The sequence below is a fragment of the Lacticaseibacillus mingshuiensis genome, from assembly GCF_016861785.1.
GTDB classification, from domain to species: Bacteria; Bacillota; Bacilli; order Lactobacillales; family Lactobacillaceae; genus Lacticaseibacillus; species Lacticaseibacillus mingshuiensis.
Map to the genome: position 1 here is coordinate 16,174 of NZ_BOLS01000010.1, position 18,602 is coordinate 34,775.

At 55.6% G+C, this 18,602-nt stretch carries 14 protein-coding genes; 9 read left to right on the forward strand and 5 right to left on the reverse strand.

The window, feature by feature from the left end; genetic code table 11:
- Positions 1-9 precede the first annotated feature (9 nt).
- Entirely contained in the window at positions 10-870 is an 861-nt protein-coding gene (locus JUE67_RS07345) for an AraC family transcriptional regulator (protein ID WP_203626644.1), read from the reverse strand.
- Between the two features lie 205 nt (positions 871-1,075).
- Between JUE67_RS07345 and JUE67_RS07350 the strand changes: the two genes are divergently transcribed.
- Together JUE67_RS07350 and JUE67_RS07355 are read left to right on the forward strand one after the other, a co-directional pair.
- Entirely contained in the window at positions 1,076-1,255 is a 180-nt protein-coding gene (locus JUE67_RS07350) for a hypothetical protein (protein ID WP_203637105.1), read from the forward strand.
- A 76-nt stretch (positions 1,256-1,331) separates the two neighbouring features.
- A complete protein-coding gene (locus JUE67_RS07355; protein WP_203626646.1) occupies positions 1,332-2,801 on the forward strand; it encodes an ABC transporter substrate-binding protein in 1,470 nt (489 codons plus the stop codon).
- 735 nt (positions 2,802-3,536) lie between these two features.
- On the opposite strand, the gene JUE67_RS07360 is transcribed toward JUE67_RS07355, so the two are convergent.
- From JUE67_RS07360 to JUE67_RS07370, 3 genes are all read right to left on the reverse strand, one after another.
- Complete coding sequence (locus JUE67_RS07360) at positions 3,537-3,881, reverse strand: hypothetical protein (protein WP_203626647.1); 345 nt, start codon at positions 3,879-3,881, stop codon at positions 3,537-3,539.
- A 147-nt stretch (positions 3,882-4,028) separates the two neighbouring features.
- Positions 4,029-5,564 (reverse strand): response regulator, encoded by a 1,536-nt coding sequence (locus JUE67_RS07365; RefSeq protein WP_203626648.1) that lies wholly within the window; start codon positions 5,562-5,564, stop codon positions 4,029-4,031.
- A complete protein-coding gene (locus tag JUE67_RS07370) occupies positions 5,542-7,260 on the reverse strand; it encodes a sensor histidine kinase (RefSeq protein WP_203626649.1) in 1,719 nt (572 codons plus the stop codon). The genes JUE67_RS07365 and JUE67_RS07370 overlap by 23 nt, the downstream gene beginning before the upstream one ends.
- Before the next feature lie 250 nt (positions 7,261-7,510).
- Here JUE67_RS07370 and JUE67_RS07375 point away from each other — a divergent pair, with 250 nt between their 5' ends.
- The 7 genes from JUE67_RS07375 (at position 7,511) to pgmB (ending at position 17,223) form a co-directional block, all read left to right on the forward strand.
- Positions 7,511-8,473: an ABC transporter permease gene (locus tag JUE67_RS07375; RefSeq protein WP_203626650.1), complete on the forward strand. Its 963-nt coding sequence runs from the start codon at positions 7,511-7,513 to the stop codon at positions 8,471-8,473.
- 54 nt (positions 8,474-8,527) lie between these two features.
- The gene (locus tag JUE67_RS07380) at positions 8,528-9,412 is read left to right on the forward strand and encodes a carbohydrate ABC transporter permease (protein ID WP_203626727.1); all 885 of its coding nucleotides are present in this window, start codon (positions 8,528-8,530) and stop codon (positions 9,410-9,412) included.
- 34 nt (positions 9,413-9,446) lie between these two features.
- The gene (locus JUE67_RS07385) at positions 9,447-11,012 is read left to right on the forward strand and encodes a type 2 periplasmic-binding domain-containing protein (protein ID WP_203626651.1); all 1,566 of its coding nucleotides are present in this window, start codon (positions 9,447-9,449) and stop codon (positions 11,010-11,012) included.
- A gap of 278 nt (positions 11,013-11,290) precedes the next feature.
- On the forward strand, positions 11,291-11,923 hold the full coding sequence (locus tag JUE67_RS07390) for a DUF624 domain-containing protein (RefSeq protein WP_203626652.1): 633 nt from the start codon (positions 11,291-11,293) through the stop codon (positions 11,921-11,923).
- A gap of 132 nt (positions 11,924-12,055) precedes the next feature.
- Positions 12,056-14,239 (forward strand): glycosyl hydrolase family 65 domain-containing protein, encoded by a 2,184-nt coding sequence (locus JUE67_RS07395; RefSeq protein WP_203626653.1) that lies wholly within the window; start codon positions 12,056-12,058, stop codon positions 14,237-14,239.
- 1 nt (position 14,240) lies between these two features.
- A complete protein-coding gene (locus JUE67_RS07400; RefSeq protein WP_203626654.1) occupies positions 14,241-16,541 on the forward strand; it encodes a glycoside hydrolase family 65 protein in 2,301 nt (766 codons plus the stop codon).
- 13 nt (positions 16,542-16,554) lie between these two features.
- Entirely contained in the window at positions 16,555-17,223 is a 669-nt protein-coding gene (gene pgmB, locus JUE67_RS07405) for a beta-phosphoglucomutase (RefSeq protein WP_203626655.1), read from the forward strand.
- Positions 17,224-17,836: 613 nt separating this feature from the next.
- Here the strand turns inward: pgmB and JUE67_RS07410 are convergent.
- Entirely contained in the window at positions 17,837-18,601 is a 765-nt protein-coding gene (locus JUE67_RS07410) for an ABC transporter ATP-binding protein (RefSeq protein WP_203626656.1), read from the reverse strand.
- Between the last annotated feature and the right edge of the window lies 1 nt (position 18,602).

Below are 18,602 nucleotides of genomic sequence, written 5' to 3' on the forward strand. Positions count from 1 at the left end.
ACGTGCCTCCTACTTCGGGTCCGCATCCGGGTAATAGGTGCGATCGACCGCCTTTTTGCGCCGATACTCGCGCGGCGCGTCGCTGTAATACGACCGGAACTGGCGGGAAAAATGCAGCGCATCTTGATACCCAGATTGCGCGGCGACCACCTCGATCGGCAGGGTCGTCGATTCGAGCAATTGCTGGGCATGACTCAGGCGCAGGCGCTGCAGGTATTGCTTCGGCGCCAAATTGACCTCGCGAATGAACAACCGGTACAGGTAGCTGCGCGAAATATGCACATGCGAGGCCGCATCCTGCACGCTGATCGGCCGGGTGTAGTTGGCGTTGAAATACGCAAGCGCCGCGGCCACGGTCTCGTCGTAATGCTCCTCGTCGCGCGTGGCCTGAACGACGCCGAGTCCCGTGGCAAAATCGTCGACAAACGCGATCAGATCCCGGCTGCGCCGCAATCCCGTGTCGTGCTTGCGGTCTGTTTTCGAGACCCGCTCATGGGTGAAGGCCACGATATCTTTTCCGGCGGCTGGCGGCATTTCCGCGATCAAGAAGCCGCGCGCAGTGAGCGGTGCCAGGATGCGACTGGCCATTTGCCCGCCGAACCCCAGCCAGCAATATTCCCACGGGTCCTCAAGCGTCGGCCCATACTTGACCTTCACGCCGGCCGTCAGCAGGAAAAATTCGCCGCGCTGGACCGGATGGACCTGCCCGTCGATCTCGACCCAGCCGGAACCGGCGATCACATAATGGACGATCACGTCCCGCGCCACCGTGTAGTAATACGAATCAAGCGGGGTGCAGCGCTGCCAGCCGCATTCCTCCGTCAACCAATCGACGCCATACGACGCGTATTTTTGCCAAGCGTATTGCATTGCCTCGCCTCCTCGACCGCGACCCGCGACTGACGCCGGCCAGCCGTCTGCATCGCCTATTGGCCCATGTTTCCCATCATCCGTAGCGTACCGATTCGGGGCCAGCGATGAAAGCGGGTTCGGTTGCCAATGTATGGAAAAATGTTGCCACATTTTCGGCGGATTACGCAACACCGCCGCATGTTTGAAGTGACCCTTTTTGGCCATGAAAGCGCTTGATATAAATAGCTTTATCACCGCCTGCTGCGCAGTTAAAAAACCAAATTCAGGTGTGTTTTCGGCGTCCCAACACGCTTTTGGCCTGCTTGACGAAACGCTGGCGGTCCGCCATATTGAGCGAGTGAGCCAGGCCGGTTGGCGCGTGGATCGCGCGGATGCGATCTGACTTCCTGCGGGGCACCATTTTCACCGATGCTCAAAGGCCGGCCTGCTCGCAACATGTCCAATAAGGGGGAAGTAAAATGCATTTTTGGCGAAAAGGGTTGGCAGTTGCCGCGACCGCCGTTTGCGCGACCACCTTGGCCGCTTGCGGAAACGGGTCATCCAGCGATGGGGGCTCATCCAGCGGCAAAGTGGTCGTCACCATGTATCGGCCTGGGGATCCACTGGATAACCAGACCGAGATGATGAAGATCGTGAACAAGGAGATTCAAAAGACCTATCCGAAGATCGAACTACAGATCAAGCCGATCTCCTGGGGCGATTATTCCAGCAAGTTCAACGTGATGCTGGCCTCGGGCGAACCGTTTGACCTCGCGTTTGCGCAAGATTATGTCGCCGCGTCGCAAAAGGGTGCGTATGCCGACATGACCGAGCTGATTCAAAAATACGCCAAGAAGGCCTACAACGAGGTTGACCCGGCGTATTGGAAAGGCGTGAAGGTGGATGGCAAGATCTATGGTTTCCCGACCAACGCCAACGTCTTTTCCCAAGAGCTGTTTGTTTTCAACGGCACCTACACGAAAAAATACAACATCGACGTCTCCGGCGTGACCTCCCTACAAAGCGCGACCGACGCGATGGCGCAATTCCACAAGGCGGATAAAAGCGTGACCCCGATGGCGATCGTGTCGGGTTACCGCGCACCAACGCCGGGCTGGGAATACCCGCTCAGCAATGGCTACCCATTCGTCATCGATGAAAGCGGCAAGGACACCAAGGTGCAAAATCCGTACAACTTGGCGGTGATGCGCAAGAACCTGGCCACCCTGCATGACTGGTACGAAAAGGGCTACATTCCGCGGGATGCGGCGACCTCCACGACTCAGTACACGCTGGGCGACGACACCTGGTTCGGCCGCATCGAGACGAACGGCCCATTTGATTATGGCAACACGGCGCTGCTTGGCGCTCGCGGTGGCAAGCCGCTTGAATCAGCGGTGATCGCCAAGCCGTTCAAGAAGACCTCCGATACCCAAATGGCAATGTACGCGATCTCCAAGTCCTCGAAACATAAAAAAGAGGCCATGCAGGTCCTGAATGCCATCAATACCAACAAAAAGATCATCAACACGATGGTCTGGGGCATTGAAGGCAAGCAATGGGAATTCACTGACAAGGCCAATGGCAAGATCAAGACACTGAAAGGCTACAACGATAAGACCCATTACGGTGCCTGGATGACCGGCAACAACAAGAATCTTTATACCTTGGACACGGTCACCGCCGCGCAGATCAAGGAACGCGATGAGGCGATCAAAAACACGCCGGAGTCAGCCACCCTTGGGTTCACGCCAAGCCTCACCAAGTACAAGACCGAGCTGACCAACATCGCCAACGTGATGAGTAAATACATCAATGTCATCAACACCGGTACCGGCGATCCCGTCCCAACCATCGAAAAGATGAATGCCGAACTTAAGACAGCCGGCTGGGATAAGGTCCGCGACGAGTTGCAAAAGCAATACGACGACTTCCGGGCTGACAAGTAACAATTTCGCTGCGTCCAGCAGCGGCGGCACCGCATACTCAAACGTTGCTTGCGCGCGCCGGTGGCATCCCCTGCCATTGGCGCCCCCCAAACGCAAGTAACACCCCTGCTTCTCCGGCCAATAAATAGCGACCGTCACACAATTATTTTTGCTTGACGAAAACGCTTACATGGCTCATATTAGTGAGGTAGCCATTTATTCTAAAGCTATCCTGTATCACCCTGAGCCGGCCTGCGCCGGAAAACACACACGTAGATGTACGAGCAACTTGATTCCAAATCGGGCGTGATCGGCCCACCCTCCGTGGCGATCACCCACAACCCCGGCTGGATGCGAAACGGAGCTGAGACGAAAGATCTCGGCTCCGTTTTTGCGTGTGCGGCATTTTTGCGCAGTCATTGAAAAAGAGCCGCCTCCGCTTTGAGACGACTCTTAATTGTAAGATATAGGGCATGTCGGTCGCCCGACCATCTCGCGGGCTTCCGCACCCTGTAGTCGGGCTTCGCGGGCCAGGGGTGAGTCATCTAACTGGTCCCGTCACTCGGGGCGAAGTGCGCCCCAAGCGCCAGGCCCAAGTTAGCTGCGCACCCCTAAACGCCCCGCTGCGCACCCTGTAGTCGGGCTCCGGTGCGCATGGTCGAGACAGCTAGGTACGCCAATCACTCGGTGGCAAGAAGCGCCACCAAGCGCTTGACTAGCCTACCTGCTCGACCATAAACACGCACCTCCGCACCCTTAATTTCGATGCAGGTCATCGTACTTTTCATCGAAATGGGAGGCGTTTGATTCCCACTTATGGGGCTTGGGATGCTTCTTTTGATAATGTATTTCGATCAATTCCTCAATGCTCACGATCACGATCGCAGGCGGGCCAAATAGCATGAACCACGACAAAACATTCGACGTGAAAAACATCGCAAAATACGGAATCCACAACAGGATGTAAAACACCCAGCGGATGATGAGATCCCGCTTCCGTTTGCGTAACCACTTGAGATCCGCCGCACTTGCGACGATCTCTTGTTTTGCCTTCACAAGCTCAGTGGTCTCATCCTCTGAGCGACTTCTCACCATGGCCATTTCGATCACCTCAACCAAAGGCTCAACGCATCACCTAGGTGGCGCGATTTTCTGTATGTGACCTAAGTGTACCCCCCGCCACAAATTGGCAAAGCACCAGGCACCCGTCAAATGTTTCGCGTGAAACATCACGTCACGACCCGCCTGTCACTTACCTCCGCTGTTTTTCCGCCGGTAGCCCATCGGCGTCATGCCGGTCTCGCGCTTGAATAGCCGGGTGAAATACGAGAAGTTGGTATAGCCGAGCGACTCGGCGATCTGGTTGATCGGCTGGGCGGAGCTGGCCACCAACTCCTCGGCCATGGTGATGCGACGGCGAATGATGTAATTGGTCATCGAAATGCCAAACTCGTCCTTGAACAACTTGGCCGAGTAATCCGGATTGAGGTAGACGATCTCCGCGAGATTGTCGCGGGTCAGCTCCTCATTCAAGTGATGATCGATGTATTTTTGCAACTGGCGCGCCACGCTGATGCTGGAATCGGCGAACTTGGCGTAGGAGAAGGCCTCCCCGCAGACATACGCGACAAAGTCCAGGAGCATCTCCACGCTGGTCAGCGAGTTGTAATACATCGTGGTGTAATCGCGGCTGGAAAATAGTTTGTGGGCCTGGACATTGTGGCGTTGCAACTGAACGTAGATCTGCTGGACCAGATCCTCGCGAAAATTGCGCATCGTGTGCTTACTCAGCCGGTGCTCGCGCTCACAGCCCGTCAGATACTCGCGGCAATACGCAAGCAGCGCCGCTTGATCCTTGCGCTCGATCTCCTGGCCGATCACCGCCAGCGACGGCTCCACGTATTCAACTTGGCTAGGATGATAGTCGCTCAATAAATTGATGCTATTGCGGTGCACCGCCATTTGCCGGACCATATTGGCCAGCCGGGCAACCACGGCGCGAATTTTGTCACGCGGGGTGATCGTGCTGATGTAGATCGCTGCGTTGACGTTTTCTGCATTGATGGTGCGCTTGATCGCCTGACCCAGCGCCAGATGCCGGGTCTGAAGGTCTTGAAACAGCTGGTCGTCCTTGGCCATTTCGTAAACGAAGATCAGCTGCTCGTCCCGTTCAAAAATATAGGTCAACGCATGCAGACCGTCGTGCTCCGGCGGCAACGCATTTTTATCCAGCAAATGATGTAGGATCTGGCCATCGCGCTGGCGCTCCGGTTGCACCGCCGCAAACAGATAATACGAGGCATCATCCGGCAACAGTTGATCCAGCGGCTTGGTTGGCTCAAAGAAGATCTGTTGCCAGCGCTGACGCACCTCGGCCTTGGATTCCCCATGCCGTTCTTTGTGTTGATCTTGCCGGATCTTGGCCACCGCTTTTTCGATGACCGGGGTGAATTTGGCCGGCACGACCGGCTTGAGATAATAGTCAAAGGATTTGAGCTCGATCGCCTTTTGCGCGTAATTGAAGTCGGCGTAATTGGTCAGGAAAATAAATTCCGGGGCCGGGCGATCACGCTCGCGGACCCAGGCCAACAGGTCAAGGCCACTGCCCTGGGGCATCTCAATGTCCGAGATCACCAGGTCGATGTCTTCCCCTTCGAGCACCGCCTGGGCCTGGCGCATGTTGTAAGCGGTCAAGACGCCGCTAAACCCCAGGCTCGCCCAGTCCATCGTTGTTTTCATCACATTGATCACGTAACGGTCATCATCGACCAGCAGCACTTTCATCGCGATTCTCCCCCTTTACCGCGCGCTGAATCGGCAGCTCTAGCGTCGTGCAGGCGCCACCGTTTTTCAGATTCTCGAGCTTCAGATGATACGTGTGGTTGTAGAGCAGATCCAGCCGCGCGATCACATTATTGATGCCGATGTGATGCTCGGACAGATCGATCTGGTGCTCATCCGCCACCGCCTGCAAGATCGCCGGCGGATACCCCGGGCCGTTGTCCGAGATCACCAGTTGTAAGAACTCCCCCTCAGTGGACATGGTCTGCGCCGCAGTCACCTTGATCAACGTTTTACTATCAAAGGAAACGGCGTATTTGACCGTATTTTCAACAAACGTCTGAATCGACAGCGGCGGGACCAGCACATCGGCCGCCCGGGCGTCGATCTGAAAATCCGCCTGCAGGATATCGTCCCCGTAACGAATCCGCTGGATATTCAGATACTCCTTGGCATGCTCGACTTCCTGCGCCAGCGGAACCAGATCGTCGCCTGCATTTAATAGGTAACGCATATATTTGGTCGCCGACATGATCAGGTCCGACATGTGATCCATTTCGTTCATCTGAATCATGGAAAACAGCGTCGTGAGGATGTTCAGGTAAAAATGCGGGCGAATCTGAAGCTGCATGAACTGGATCTGGCTCTTTTTCTGCTGGATCTCATTTTCATACAGCGACAGTTTCAAGCTGCGCACCTGGGTCATCAGCGTGTGGAACTGCTCATTGACATTTTCCAGTTCCTTGATGCGCGACGCATCGAGGTTTGGCCCGTCCGGATCGGCGGTCATCATTTTCACCGCGCTGGAGAATTCGCGCAACGGAATCGCGAAGTTGCGCCACAGATAGATCACCGCGAAGATCGCCCCACCGCCGATGATGGTGGTCAAGATCACCAAGATGATCTGCAGGACCGTGAACTTTTCCGTCTGGCTGTACTGATCGAGCTGCACGTTGAACGAGAATGGCAACGTGCGCGCCCGGTCGGTAGTCTTCATGTAGCGGGTGCCGGATTTGACCAGCGCCGGGTGCTTCCCTTTAATGAGGTCTTGGCCATCGAGGCGCAGATAGGCAAAATCCTGCGGCGTCAGGTAGTCGTTTTGAATCGGGCCAGTCAGGGCACTGACGGCGATCACGCAAAACAGGACGGTATCCTGATAGCGCACCTCGTGGTAGAGGTAATATTTACCACTGACCACGATCGGCTTCCACGGCTCGGCGATGATCGTCGTCTTGGTCGCCCAGCCATCGACCAGCTGCGACTGGATCTTGCCATAATCCTCATAGTCGACTTGCAGCGGCGACACATTGGTGAAATACCCGGTCTTTGAGGAAAAATAATAGAACTGATACGCCGTGCCGGTGGAATATTGCTGATCGGAGACGCGCTGGCGAAACCCGTCCAGCGGTTTGATCATCGCCGCGATGTCCGTGGTCGGCGAGAGGCCAGCCAATTTTTTGAGATTGGGATCGTTGACCGTCGAATACACCATGAAGTGGTCGATCGCCTTGAAGCGAGTGGAAACGTCTTCAAGATAAATGCTGATGGTATTTTCGAGCCGCCGCACGCGCTCGGCCCGGGAATAATGCACCGTGACCACCAATAGCACAATGTTGAGGACCCCCAGGAGCAACAAGCCGCCCATCAAAAAGCGGATATAGCGATTGATCGAATACCCCGTTTGCCGCTGTTCCGTCATTTTCGCCCCTCCCCCGTCTGTGCTCCTTCAGTATAACGTGTTCTCCGCCGGCCGTTTGTCTCTATCCCGGCATTTTTTAACATTATCCGGATATCGGCTCCGTTTTGTGCATTCAAGATGATTATCAGTGATAACCATCGCCGCTTGCGCTTTTTTGTCCTCATCCGAATAGTGCAAGAAATCCCCTTTTTAGTTATAGCCTCGCTGAAAGCGTCTACAGTACGATAAGACCATGAAAGGAGGGGCAATCATGGAGGCACAAGCGGCATTAAGTATCAAAGACGATCCAGAGGTCATCGCGCATCGCAAGCTGTTGCGCCGCCGCAATCTCAAGCGGAGCTTACCGCTGTACGTCTTACTGTTACCATCAGCCATTTTGTTGCTCATATTCGCCTATGTGCCGCTTTATGGGTTGGTGATGGCGTTTCAGAATTATTCACCGGCACTCGGGGTCTTTCACAGTCCATTCGTCGGAATGAAGAACTTCATTCAATACTTCCATTCCTACCAGTTCCCGATCACCTTGAAAAATACGTTGGTGATCTCGATCTACAGTTTGGTCGTGAACACCCCACTGCCAGTCGCACTGGCGATCTTAACGAACCAGATGCGCAAGCAAGGGTTCAAGAAAGTCTTCCAGGTGATCTCTTACCTGCCGCATTTCATCAGTACGATGGTCATGTGCGGGATGGTGCTGATTTTCCTGTCACCACAATCCGGGCTGTTCGCCAATATCTTCCACTTATTTGGCGCCAAGCTTCCGGATCTGATGTCAGACGCTGGTTCTTTTGCCCATGTGTATGTCTGGTCGGACGTGTGGCAGCATCTCGGCTGGAATAGCATCATCTATATCGCAGCACTTTCTGCGATCGATCCAACGTATTATGAAGCGGCGACCATGGATGGCGCCACGGCTTGGCAAAAGATCCGGCACATCGATATTCCAATGATCATGCCGACCGTCATGATCATCTTGATCATGAGTGTGGGTAATCTCTTGAATGTCGGGTTCGAAAAAGTCTTGCTGCTGCAAAATCCATTGAACTTGGCCGGAAGTGAGATCATCTCCACTTACGTTTACAAAATCGGGCTGCAAAACTTCCAATACAGTCTGTCGACGGCGATCGGCCTGTTCAACACCGTCATCAACGTGATCTTACTGCTGGCAGTCAACTGGATCTCGAAAAAGACCACAGATACGACACTATTTTGATAAGGAGGGGGAAAAATGGCAATGTCGCTTTCTAAAAAGCCGCGAGAAAAACACATGCACGTCAAACTGGCCGGCAAAGACTTGGCCTTTCAGATCATCATTTACGTTGTCGCTGCACTTATGATTCTCGCGATCATCTACCCGCTCTGGTTCATCATCATTGCGTCGTTCAGTAATCCTGCTGATGTGGCCAACGGTGAGGTCTGGTTCTGGCCGCGGCAATGGACGTTTAAGGGGTACAACGCGCTGTTTGAACAACCGATCATTTGGCGCAGCTATCTCAACACCATTTTGTACACCGCGATCGGCACGTTGTTTGGCCTGCTGGTCAACATTCCAGCCGGCTATGCGCTGTCACGCAAAGATCTGAGCGGACGCAAATGGTTGAACGTGTTTTACGTCATTCCGATGTTCATCAGCGGCGGGTTGGTCCCAATCTATTTGACCGTCAAAAGTGTTGGCTTGGTCAACAACTTCTGGGTCATGATCATTCCGTTCGCTGTCTCACCTTACAACATCATCGTGGCGCGGACGTTCTTCCAGTCGAGCATTCCTGACAGTCTCTGGGAAGCGGCCCAGTTGGATGGTTCAGGAACCTTCCGCTATTTTGCGCGTATCGTGTTACCGTTGTCTAAGGCGGTGCTTGCGGTCATCGGGTTATGGACGGCCGTCGGGATCTGGAATCAGTGGTTCAACGCGTTGATCTATTTGCAAAACGAGAACCTGCAGCCATTGCAGCTCATCTTGCGGCGCATCTTGATCTCCAATCAGCAACTGGCCGGCAACACCACCGGGCAGCTGGCAGCCGAGCTTCAACAGTTGTCAGACATGATGAAATACGCGTCGATCGTGATCTCCACCTTGCCGATCATGGCACTGTATCCATTTTTGCAGAAATACTTCAACCAGGGCGTTATGTTAGGTTCAGTTAAAGGGTAATTAGGGAATTTCAATTAGGGGAGGAAATACAGTCATGAAATTGAGTAAGAAATTGCTCAGTGCCGGTCTTTTGGCCGCTGCCAGTGTGCTCATGCTTGCCGCTTGTGGCAACAAATCCGCTGACAAAACGACCACTTCCGGTACGCCATCATATACGATCGCCACAGTCCGTTGGTCCGATTGGGGGAACGACTTCCTGAAGGGCTTTGTCGCCAAAACGGAAAAGGACTCGAAGATCAAGGTTAAATGGAATACTTATTTGAACTCCGATTGGGGCGACAAGAAGTCCGTTGTCATGTCCGGCGGTGATCTGCCCGATGCTTTCTGGGGCGATATCTGCTTGACCGACGCGGAAGTCGCAAAGAACCAGGACAGCTTTATTCCACTTGAAGATTACATCGACAAGGATATGCCGAATCTGAAGAAGGCTTTTGACAAGGATCCGGCTCTGAAGGCGATGGTCACCTCACCTGATGGCCATATCTACAGCCTGCCAAAGAAGTCCCCGATGCGGCCAACGATCACCAACCAGCTGTTCATCAACAAGACCTGGCTCGATAAGCTCGGCCTCAAGATGCCTGACACATATCAAGACTTCATTAAAGTTCTGACCGCGTTCAAGAACGACGATCCAAACGGCAACGGCAAAAAAGATGAGATTCCTTATGGCGCCGGCAACGATGACGCGATCTTGAACTTCATCCAGCCATTTGGCATCACCTCGCCAAACACCTCTGCGCAAAACATGGTCATGGATGGCGACACCCCTGTTTATCAGCCGACCACGGATAACTACAAAGAGGGTATCTCCTGGATGGCCTCTGCTTACAAGAACGGCTTGATCGATCCACAGATCTTCACGGAAGATGTTTCTCAGGCGCAAGCCAAGGCTCAGGCCAAGACCGCGATCGTTGGGGTCGCTGCTGGCTGGACCGCCGATGCGATCTTCGGTGCCAACGCGAGTCAGTATGTCGCATTGCCGCCGCTGAAAGGCCCTGATGGCAACCGCTACGTCAACTCTGACCCAGATCACTGGAACTATTCTCGTAACGAATTCCTTGTGACCACGCATGCCAAGAACGTCGACAAGCTGATGAAGTGGGCCGACAAGTACTACACCAACGATGCCACGATTCAGACCTACTACGGCTCATTTGGCGTTGGGACCAAGAAACTCGACAACGGCGACATCCAAGTCCTCACCCCGCCAAAGGGTCAATCCAGTGATATCTTTGCCTGGACAAACTCCTTCCGCGACTTTGGGCCGAAGTACTCCGATCCTTCATTTGACAAGAAAGTCATCCTGCCAAAGGACAACGGGGATTACACCAAGCTTCAGCTCGATGCGCAATACAAGCAGTATGCGCGTCCGGCCTTCCCGAATGTCACCTTCTCGCCTGAAGAACTGCAGACCACGTCCCAGCAGTACACCGATATCAGCAGCTATGTTACCCAGATGTCCTCGAAGTGGGTCACCAAGGGCGGCGTTGATAAGGAATGGGATGGCTACATTTCCAAGCTGAATCAGATGGGTCTCAAGGACTTTGTCAAGATTCAAAAGACGGCTTATGACCGCTACGAAAAGACCATCAATAAGTAAACCAATACTGCTGTAAAGCGGACAGACTGGCGAGGCTGTGGACAAAACATTTTTGTTTTGAACCCGCCTCGCCTTTTTGCAAGGTAAAGGCAAAGCGACCTGCTCGACCATAAACGCGCACCTCCGCACCCTTTTCACAGTCGGGCTCCGCGGGGCAGGGGTGAGGCATCTAACTGGGCCCGTCACTCGGGGCGAAGTTCGCCCCAAGCGCCAGGCCCAAGTTAGCTGCTCACCCCTAAGCACCCCGCTCCGCACCCTTTTCAAATAGGAGATCAATCATGAAACAAATTCTCTCATACAACAGCTCCTTCATGCGGCTTCTGGAAAATGTCACCAATGTCTGGCTCCTGCACTTCTGCATGCTGCTCACCAGCTTGCCAGTTGTGACGATCGGGGCCTCGCTCATGGCTGGCAATGCTGTGATGGCGCGCATTTACGATAATCAGGAGACCAAGGTCATCCATGATTACTGGCACTATTTCAAGGCCAATCTGAAGCAAGGCGTTGCCTGGAGCCTGATTGTGGCGGCGGTACTGCTCGTTTTGTTCTTTGACCTGAAATATCTGATCAAGTTGCCAGTCGTGCTGCATCTCGTGTTCGGCAATCTCTTGATCGTCCTGGCGATTTTCGCCTTGGCGATCCTGAGCATGCTGCCGCCGTATCTCAGTCGATACGCCGAAACGATCGGCCACGCGACGCACAATCTGCTGATCATCTTGCTGCATCACGTCGGCTGGTGCGCGCTATTGGTGCTTGCGTCTATTTTTCCGCTGATCTTATTGATGGCTGGCAGCGTCGGCATATGGACGTTGATCTTTTGGTTCACGTTCCTGGGCTTCGGCGTTTGCGTCTGGCTGCAGTCCCTGATCTTCAAACAGATCGTCGCGCGCGTTGAGCCAAGCGCAGTTTAACAGGGTGCGAAGCGGGGCGCTTAGGTCTGAGCAGTTAGCTTGGACTGGGTGCTTGAGGCGTTCTTCGCCTCGAGTGCACAGTCCAGCTAAGTGTCTCAGACCTGCCCCGGGAAGCCCTACTAGGAGGAGACAATGAATTCGGATTGGCTATTTACACAGACCGGTTATGACCCCGAGGATCTCAATGGCTTGGGCAACCGGTTCATGCTCGCCAACGGTTATATGGGCTACCGCGGCGTCCTTGAAGAGTATGGCAAAAAACAATTGGTCGCCTTGAACCTCGGCGGGGTCTATGACCGCAATGGCGACAAATGGCGCGAAACTGTTAACGCGCCAGACCCAATGGCGATCACCCTGACGCGCGGCGATCAGGCCTTCAGCGTGCTCAAGCAATCCCCGCTTGCGCACACGATGACTTTGGATTGCCAGCATGCCAAGGTGAGCCGCCACACGGTTTTCCAAGCCCCAGAAGGCACCGTGACGATCACCAGCGAGCGCTTCTTGAGTGCCGCTGCCACCCATTACGGCGCACTGCAATATCACATCGAGGCGGATTTTGCCGGGGACTTCACCTTGCGCGCCGGCATCGATCACGATGTGTGGGACATCAACGGACCGCATTTATTCAACTACGCCCAGACCGTCCAAGATGACACGTTCTGCGTCTTCGCCCGCACCGGGGAAAAATGTGTCCCGATCGCCGTTTGGCAGAAGCAATTCCTGGATGCGCCGGCTGAAGCCAGCATCGAGCGCGCCACGACCGGCTTGTTCCGCAATTATCAGCTGCACCTGACGGCAAACGTGCCGGTCACCCTGACCGTCTTTTTCGGCGTCAGCGAGACCGAGCGCGACGACAACGCGATCGCCCTGGCGATGCGCGGGGTGCAGGCCAGCGATTTCGCCACATGGCAGGCGGCGCATGAAGCCGTTTGGGCCAAGTGGTGGGCGCAAAGCGATATTGAGATCGACGGCCCGGTCGATGATCAGCGGGCCCTGCGCTACAGTCTGTATCAGCTGCTCGCGATCGCCCCGCATGGCGTCGCCGATCAGTCGATTCCGGCGCGCGGCCTGTCCGGGCAAACCTACAAAGGCGCCATTTTCTGGGACACGGAAATGTTCATGTTGCCATTTTTCCTGGCGACGGATGCCGAAACGGCCCGCAGTTTGGTGGGCTACCGAATCCGCGGGCTGCAGGCAGCAAAGCAAAAAGCGGCCAGTTACGGCTTCCAAGGCGCGTTTTATGCCTGGGAAAGCCAGGAGAATGGCTTTGACGCCACCTCCGATTTCAACGTCACCGATGTGTTCACGAAGCGGCCGATGCGGACGTATTTTCGGGACAAGCAGGTCCATATTTCCGGGGCGATCGCCTTGTCGATCTGGCAGACTGCCCAGTGGCTGAACGATCCGAAACTGCTGCTGTCCGGCGGCGCCGAAGTGATTCTGGAATGCGCCCGTTTTTACCTGGATTACGTCAAGCAAGGCCTGCTGGATGACACGATCGTTTGCGATGACGTCATCGGGCCGGATGAATACCACGAGCGCGTCAACAACAACGCCTACACCAACAAGATCATCGAGGAGACTTGGCGCGCGGCGCTTGCGGTGATCGATTGGCTGCAAAAACAGGCGCCGTCCGCCCTCAAGACGATGCTCGGCCAGCTCCATTACGCCGACTTGCCGCAATTGATCGCGGCCAGCCTGCCGAAACTAAAGCAGCCGCTGGTCAAAGACGGCGTGATCGCCCAGTTTGATGGCTATTTTGGCCTCGAAGACACCACGGTCGAGGCCGTGCGCAGCCGGCTGCTGGATCCGCGTGAATATTGGGGCGGCGCATATGGTGTGGCCTCGCAGACACAGGTGATCAAGCAGGCCGATGTGATGATGATGCTCGCGCTTTTCCCACAAGACTATTCCCCTGAAACGCACCAGCAAAATTATGCCTACTATGAGCCCCGCACCGAACACGGCTCCTCACTCAGCTGGAGTATGTACGCGATCGAAGCGGCGCGGCTGGGCCTGGGGGACGCCGCCCATGACTTTTTCGTCAAAACGGCAACGGTCGATCTGACCGGGCAGTCCAAACAATGGGCCGGGTCGATCTACATCGGCGGCACCCACCCCGCCGCAAATGGGGGCGCCTGGCTGGTCGCGATGCGCGGCTTTGCCGGGATGCAGGTGCGCGATGGGCAACTTGAATTCAAGAACCAGCTCCCGCCGCAGTGGCGCGCGATGCGTTTTCACGTCGGCTATCACGGCCGGCATTACAGCGTCACGCTCAAAGCAGGACAAGAACAACCCGAAGTGGAGGAAAACTAGGATGGCAAAAATTGCAGACCGCTACTTCACCGTCGATCCCTGGACCGTCAGTGAAGCCGGTTTTGATCCAAAACACGGCCGCGTGGCGGAGTCGATCTTTTCACTCGCCAATGAATACAGCGGGGCACGCGGCTTTTTCGACGAAGACTACACAGGCGATTCGCTGATCAGCAGTTACTTCAACGGCGTCTATGAATACGGCGCAGAGGACCCGAGCATTCAGTACGCCGGGATTCAAAAACGCGGCCACTTCATGGTCAATGCGGATAACTGGCTGGCCATGAGCCTTGAGATCGACGGCGAGCGCCTCGATCTGCACCAGGCAACCGTCAGCGACTTCACCCGCCAGCTCGACCTGCGCAACGGCGTGTTGACCCGCAGCTTCGTTTGGGAGCTGGCAGACGGCCGCCAAGTCAAGCTGACCTTCACCCGTTTCATTTCCATGGTGGATGCCAGCAGTGCCTATCAGCAAGTCACCCTCACGCCGCTGAATTTTTCCGGCAGCGCGACCTTGACCTCACGTGTTGATTTTGACACCCGCCATGGCGCCGATCCCGATCCGCACTGGGAAGATGTGCGCGACTTCAATGAGCTGACGGCGTTTGGCATTTTGGGCAAGACCCGCACCTCCCGCAAGCGCGTCTTCACCCTCGCCAAGGTCAGCTTCACTGGCGTCACTCCGACGACCAGCACCCCGCTTGACCAGACGCGCGTCGTCGGCACGGCGTATGAACTGCCCCTGACCGCCAACGAGCCGCTCACCTTCACCAAGCAGGTCACGAACATCGTTGAAAAAGACGAGGCGGTCGCCAACGACGCGATCTGGCAACGCGGCCTCACTACCAGCGCTGACCAGGCCGACTATGCAGCTGCGCTGAAAACGCAGACTGGGTACTGGGATGATTTTTGGGCGAAAAATGACATTCAGATCGACGGCGATGTCGCCGACCAACAAGGCATTCGCTACTGTATTTTTCAAATGGCCCAGACCTATCATGGCCAGGACCCGACCAACAACATCGGCGCCAAGGGCCTGACCGGCGAGGCGTATGGGGGCCTCGCCTTCTGGGACACGGAAACAATGTGCCTGCCATTTTACCTATTCAACGACCTCAAGGCGGCGAAAAATCTGGTCGAGTTCCGTTACTCGACGCTGGATGCGGCCAAGCGCCGGGCAAAAATGGTGGATTGCGAAGGCGCCAGCTACCCGATCTCCACGATCAACGGCGACGAATCCACCTCCCTGTGGCAGCACGCCAACACCCAGTTGCAGCCTAGCACCGCGGTTGCCTATGCGATCTGGCATTACGCGCACCTCAGCGATGACACCGCGTTTCTCAACACCCATGGCATCGAGATGCTGGTTGAGATCTCGCGCTTCCTGTACTCGCGTGGCGCCTGGAACCGCAAGCACGAATTCAGCTTCTATGGCGTGATGGGGCCCGATGAGTTCCAAGTGATGACCAATCACAATGCCTACACCAATTACATGGCGCTCAAGACCTTCGAATTCACCATCGAGACCGCCCAGCACCTGGCGAAAACAGATCCGGCAACCTACGCCGACCTGGTGGCAAAGACTGGCGTTTCCGATGAGGAGCTCGCCAACTTCCAAGACGCCAGCGATCACATGGTCTTTCTCGGCGACACCAACGGCATGATCGAGCAGCAACAAGGCTTTTATGACCTGCCGCACATCGATGTCGACAAGATTCCGGTCACCGATTTTCCGCTGTACGATCACTGGTCCTATGACCGCCTGTTCCGCAACGACATGATCAAACAACCAGATGTCCTGATGTTCCAGTTCCTTTATAACCAAGACTTCACGGCGCGGTCCAAGCGCCTCAACTACGATTACTACACCCCGCGGACCATCCACGAATCCTCGCTGTCCCCTTCCATTCACTCGATTTTGGCGCAGGAATTGCACAAGTTCGATGACGCGATCAACTTCTTTGGCTTTGCCACGCGCATGGATCTGGACAACTTCAATCGCAACACCCGCGATGGCCTCCACACGACCTCGATCGCGGCGGCCTGGCTGAACATCGTGTATGGCTTCGGCGGCCTGCGCTCAGACGGCCCGGAACTGATCCTGAATCCGGGGCTGCCGGCCAGCTGGCAAGGTTATCAGTTCCGCATCAACTATCGCGGCGCAAACATTCAAGTAAAGGTGACCGCAGAGACCGTCACCCTGACCGCCACCAAGCCGACGACCCTGACGCTGTACGGCAAGGAGACCACCCTGCAGGAAACACCGCTGAACGTCGCCTTACCAGCGGCTTGGCGGGCAAAATAGAAAGGAGAAACAAATGCTCAAAGGTTTTGTCTTTGACCTCGACGGTGTGATCACCGACACCGCCCAATATCATTATCAGGCGTGGAAAGCTTGCGCCGCACGCATCGGTATCACGATCGATCCAACAGTCAACGAGGCACTGAAAGGCATCAGCCGCATGGAGTCCCTGGAAGTGATCTTGCGCCATGGCCACCGCGAAAATGATTTCACCCCGGCCGAAAAAGAGGCGCTTGCCACGGAGAAAAACAACGAGTATGTCGGGCTGCTGGCGAATATGACCCCGGCCGACATTTTACCCGGCATGCAGGCCTTTCTCGAAGCGCTCAAGGCGGCGGATTACAAACTCGCCCTGGCCTCTGCCTCGAAAAACGCCCCGACGATTCTCGCCCGCCTTGGCCTGGCCGACTATTTTGACGCGATGGTCGACCCCGCCACACTGACCCACGGCAAGCCTGATCCGGAGATCTTCGTGAAGGGGGCCGAATTGGTCGGCATCAAGCCAAGCGAAGCAGTTGGCCTGGAAGACGCCGTCGCCGGCATTCAGGCGATCAACGCGGCCGGTGAATTTTCCGTCGGCATCGGCGACCCAACGATCCTGCACGAAGCCGACCTGAACTTTGCCGCAACATCTGAAGTCTCCCTCGCCGCAATCGAAAACGCATTTGAATCAAAAAATGGCTAGGGTGCGAAGCGGGGCGTTTAGGGGTGAGCAGCTAACTTGGGCCTGGCGCTTGGGGCGCACTTCGCCCCGAGTGACGGGACCAGTTAGATGACTCACCCCTGCCCCACGAAGCCCGACTAAAGGGTGCGAAGGTGCGCGCTTATGGTCGAGCAGGTAGGCTAGCCAAGCGCTTGGTGGCGCACCTTGCCACCGAGTGCTTGGCGTACCTAGCTGTCTCGACCATGCACGCCGGAGCCCGACTACAGGGTGCGGAAGCTCGCGGGATGGTCGGGCGGGTAGCTTGGCTCGGGTGCTTGAGGCGCACTTCGCCTCGAGTACACGAGACAGCTAGACGTCCCGACCATGCGAGCTGGAGCCCGACTAAAGGGTGCGAAGGTGCGCGCTTATGGTCGAGCAGGTAGGCTAGCCAAGCGCTTGGTGGCACACCTTGCCACCGAGTGCTTGGCGTACCTAGCTGTCTCGACCATGCGCACCGGAGCCCATCTAAAGCGGTGCGGCACGCCTCCCTAAGCGGCCGCACTCTCAGATGAAGGGGCCCGTTTCTCCCTAATGAATAGCGCGTCGTCACTTGTGCAATTTGCACAGTGGCGGCGCGCTATTTTTGAGGATCTTGTTAATCTCGCGTAGGGTCAATTGCTTTCAGTAAATCTCGACGAAAGGTGTCGATCTGTTGTTCAAGGGTTGGATCTGCCACAGTCTCCGGATCACATCCCTGATACGGGTTGGGTACGATCTGCGTAATTTGGTGGCTCGAGGCCGTCATCACTGCAATGTGGGTCGCACAACGTATCGCTTCATTCAGATCATGGGTGATCAGAAAGACGGTGGTGTCGCGCCGTTTCCAAATATCGAGAACTAATTGTTGCATACGGGCGCGGGTAAACGCATCGAGCGCGCCAAATGGTTCATCCATCAACATCAAGGGCGGCTCGTTCGCCAATACCCGCGCGATCGCCACACGCTGCCGCATCCCGCCAGACAACTCAAATGTCTTTTTCTCGCCCTGACCAGACAAGCCCACGGTCTCAAGCAGATCAGTCACTCGTTTCTGAATGGCGTCACGGGAAAACCCGCGCACTTTTAACCCAAAGCCGATGTTATCGGCCACCGTGAGCCACGGATAAAGCGAGGCGTTCTGAAAGACCACCCCTCGTTGCCAATTTGAACCAGCAATGGCATCCCCAGCCATCGTCAGTCGACCCTGATAAGGAATGAATCCCGCCAAAGCGCGCAAGATCGTACTTTTTCCGCATCCGGAAGGGCCGACAAGCGCAAAGACCTCGCCCGTCTCAACAGAAAAGGCCGCATTTTGGACGACCGGGCTTGGTGCTTCGGGATATTGAATCGTTAGATCTGAAGCTGTCACCAACGCTGTCATC

Excerpts from the sequence above, each read along its gene's own strand:
- JUE67_RS07390 (WP_203626652.1), top strand. The coding sequence starts at position 11,291 with ATGAAACAAATTCTCTCATACAACAGCTCCTTCATGCGGCTTCTGGAA.
- JUE67_RS07385 (WP_203626651.1), top strand. The coding sequence starts at position 9,447 with ATGAAATTGAGTAAGAAATTGCTCAGTGCCGGTCTTTTGGCCGCTGCC.
- JUE67_RS07370 (WP_203626649.1), bottom strand. The coding sequence starts at position 7,260 with ATGACGGAACAGCGGCAAACGGGGTATTCGATCAATCGCTATATCCGC.
- pgmB (WP_203626655.1), top strand. The coding sequence starts at position 16,555 with ATGCTCAAAGGTTTTGTCTTTGACCTCGACGGTGTGATCACCGACACC.
- JUE67_RS07365 (WP_203626648.1), bottom strand. The coding sequence starts at position 5,564 with ATGAAAGTGCTGCTGGTCGATGATGACCGTTACGTGATCAATGTGATG.
- JUE67_RS07375 (WP_203626650.1), top strand. The coding sequence starts at position 7,511 with ATGGAGGCACAAGCGGCATTAAGTATCAAAGACGATCCAGAGGTCATC.
- JUE67_RS07400 (WP_203626654.1), top strand. The coding sequence starts at position 14,241 with ATGGCAAAAATTGCAGACCGCTACTTCACCGTCGATCCCTGGACCGTC.
- JUE67_RS07345 (WP_203626644.1), bottom strand. The coding sequence starts at position 870 with ATGCAATACGCTTGGCAAAAATACGCGTCGTATGGCGTCGATTGGTTG.
- JUE67_RS07380 (WP_203626727.1), top strand. The coding sequence starts at position 8,528 with ATGCACGTCAAACTGGCCGGCAAAGACTTGGCCTTTCAGATCATCATT.
- JUE67_RS07350 (WP_203637105.1), top strand. The coding sequence starts at position 1,076 with ATGAAAGCGCTTGATATAAATAGCTTTATCACCGCCTGCTGCGCAGTT.
- JUE67_RS07355 (WP_203626646.1), top strand. The coding sequence starts at position 1,332 with ATGCATTTTTGGCGAAAAGGGTTGGCAGTTGCCGCGACCGCCGTTTGC.
- JUE67_RS07360 (WP_203626647.1), bottom strand. The coding sequence starts at position 3,881 with ATGGCCATGGTGAGAAGTCGCTCAGAGGATGAGACCACTGAGCTTGTG.
- JUE67_RS07395 (WP_203626653.1), top strand. The coding sequence starts at position 12,056 with ATGAATTCGGATTGGCTATTTACACAGACCGGTTATGACCCCGAGGAT.
- JUE67_RS07410 (WP_203626656.1), bottom strand. The coding sequence starts at position 18,601 with ATGACAGCGTTGGTGACAGCTTCAGATCTAACGATTCAATATCCCGAA.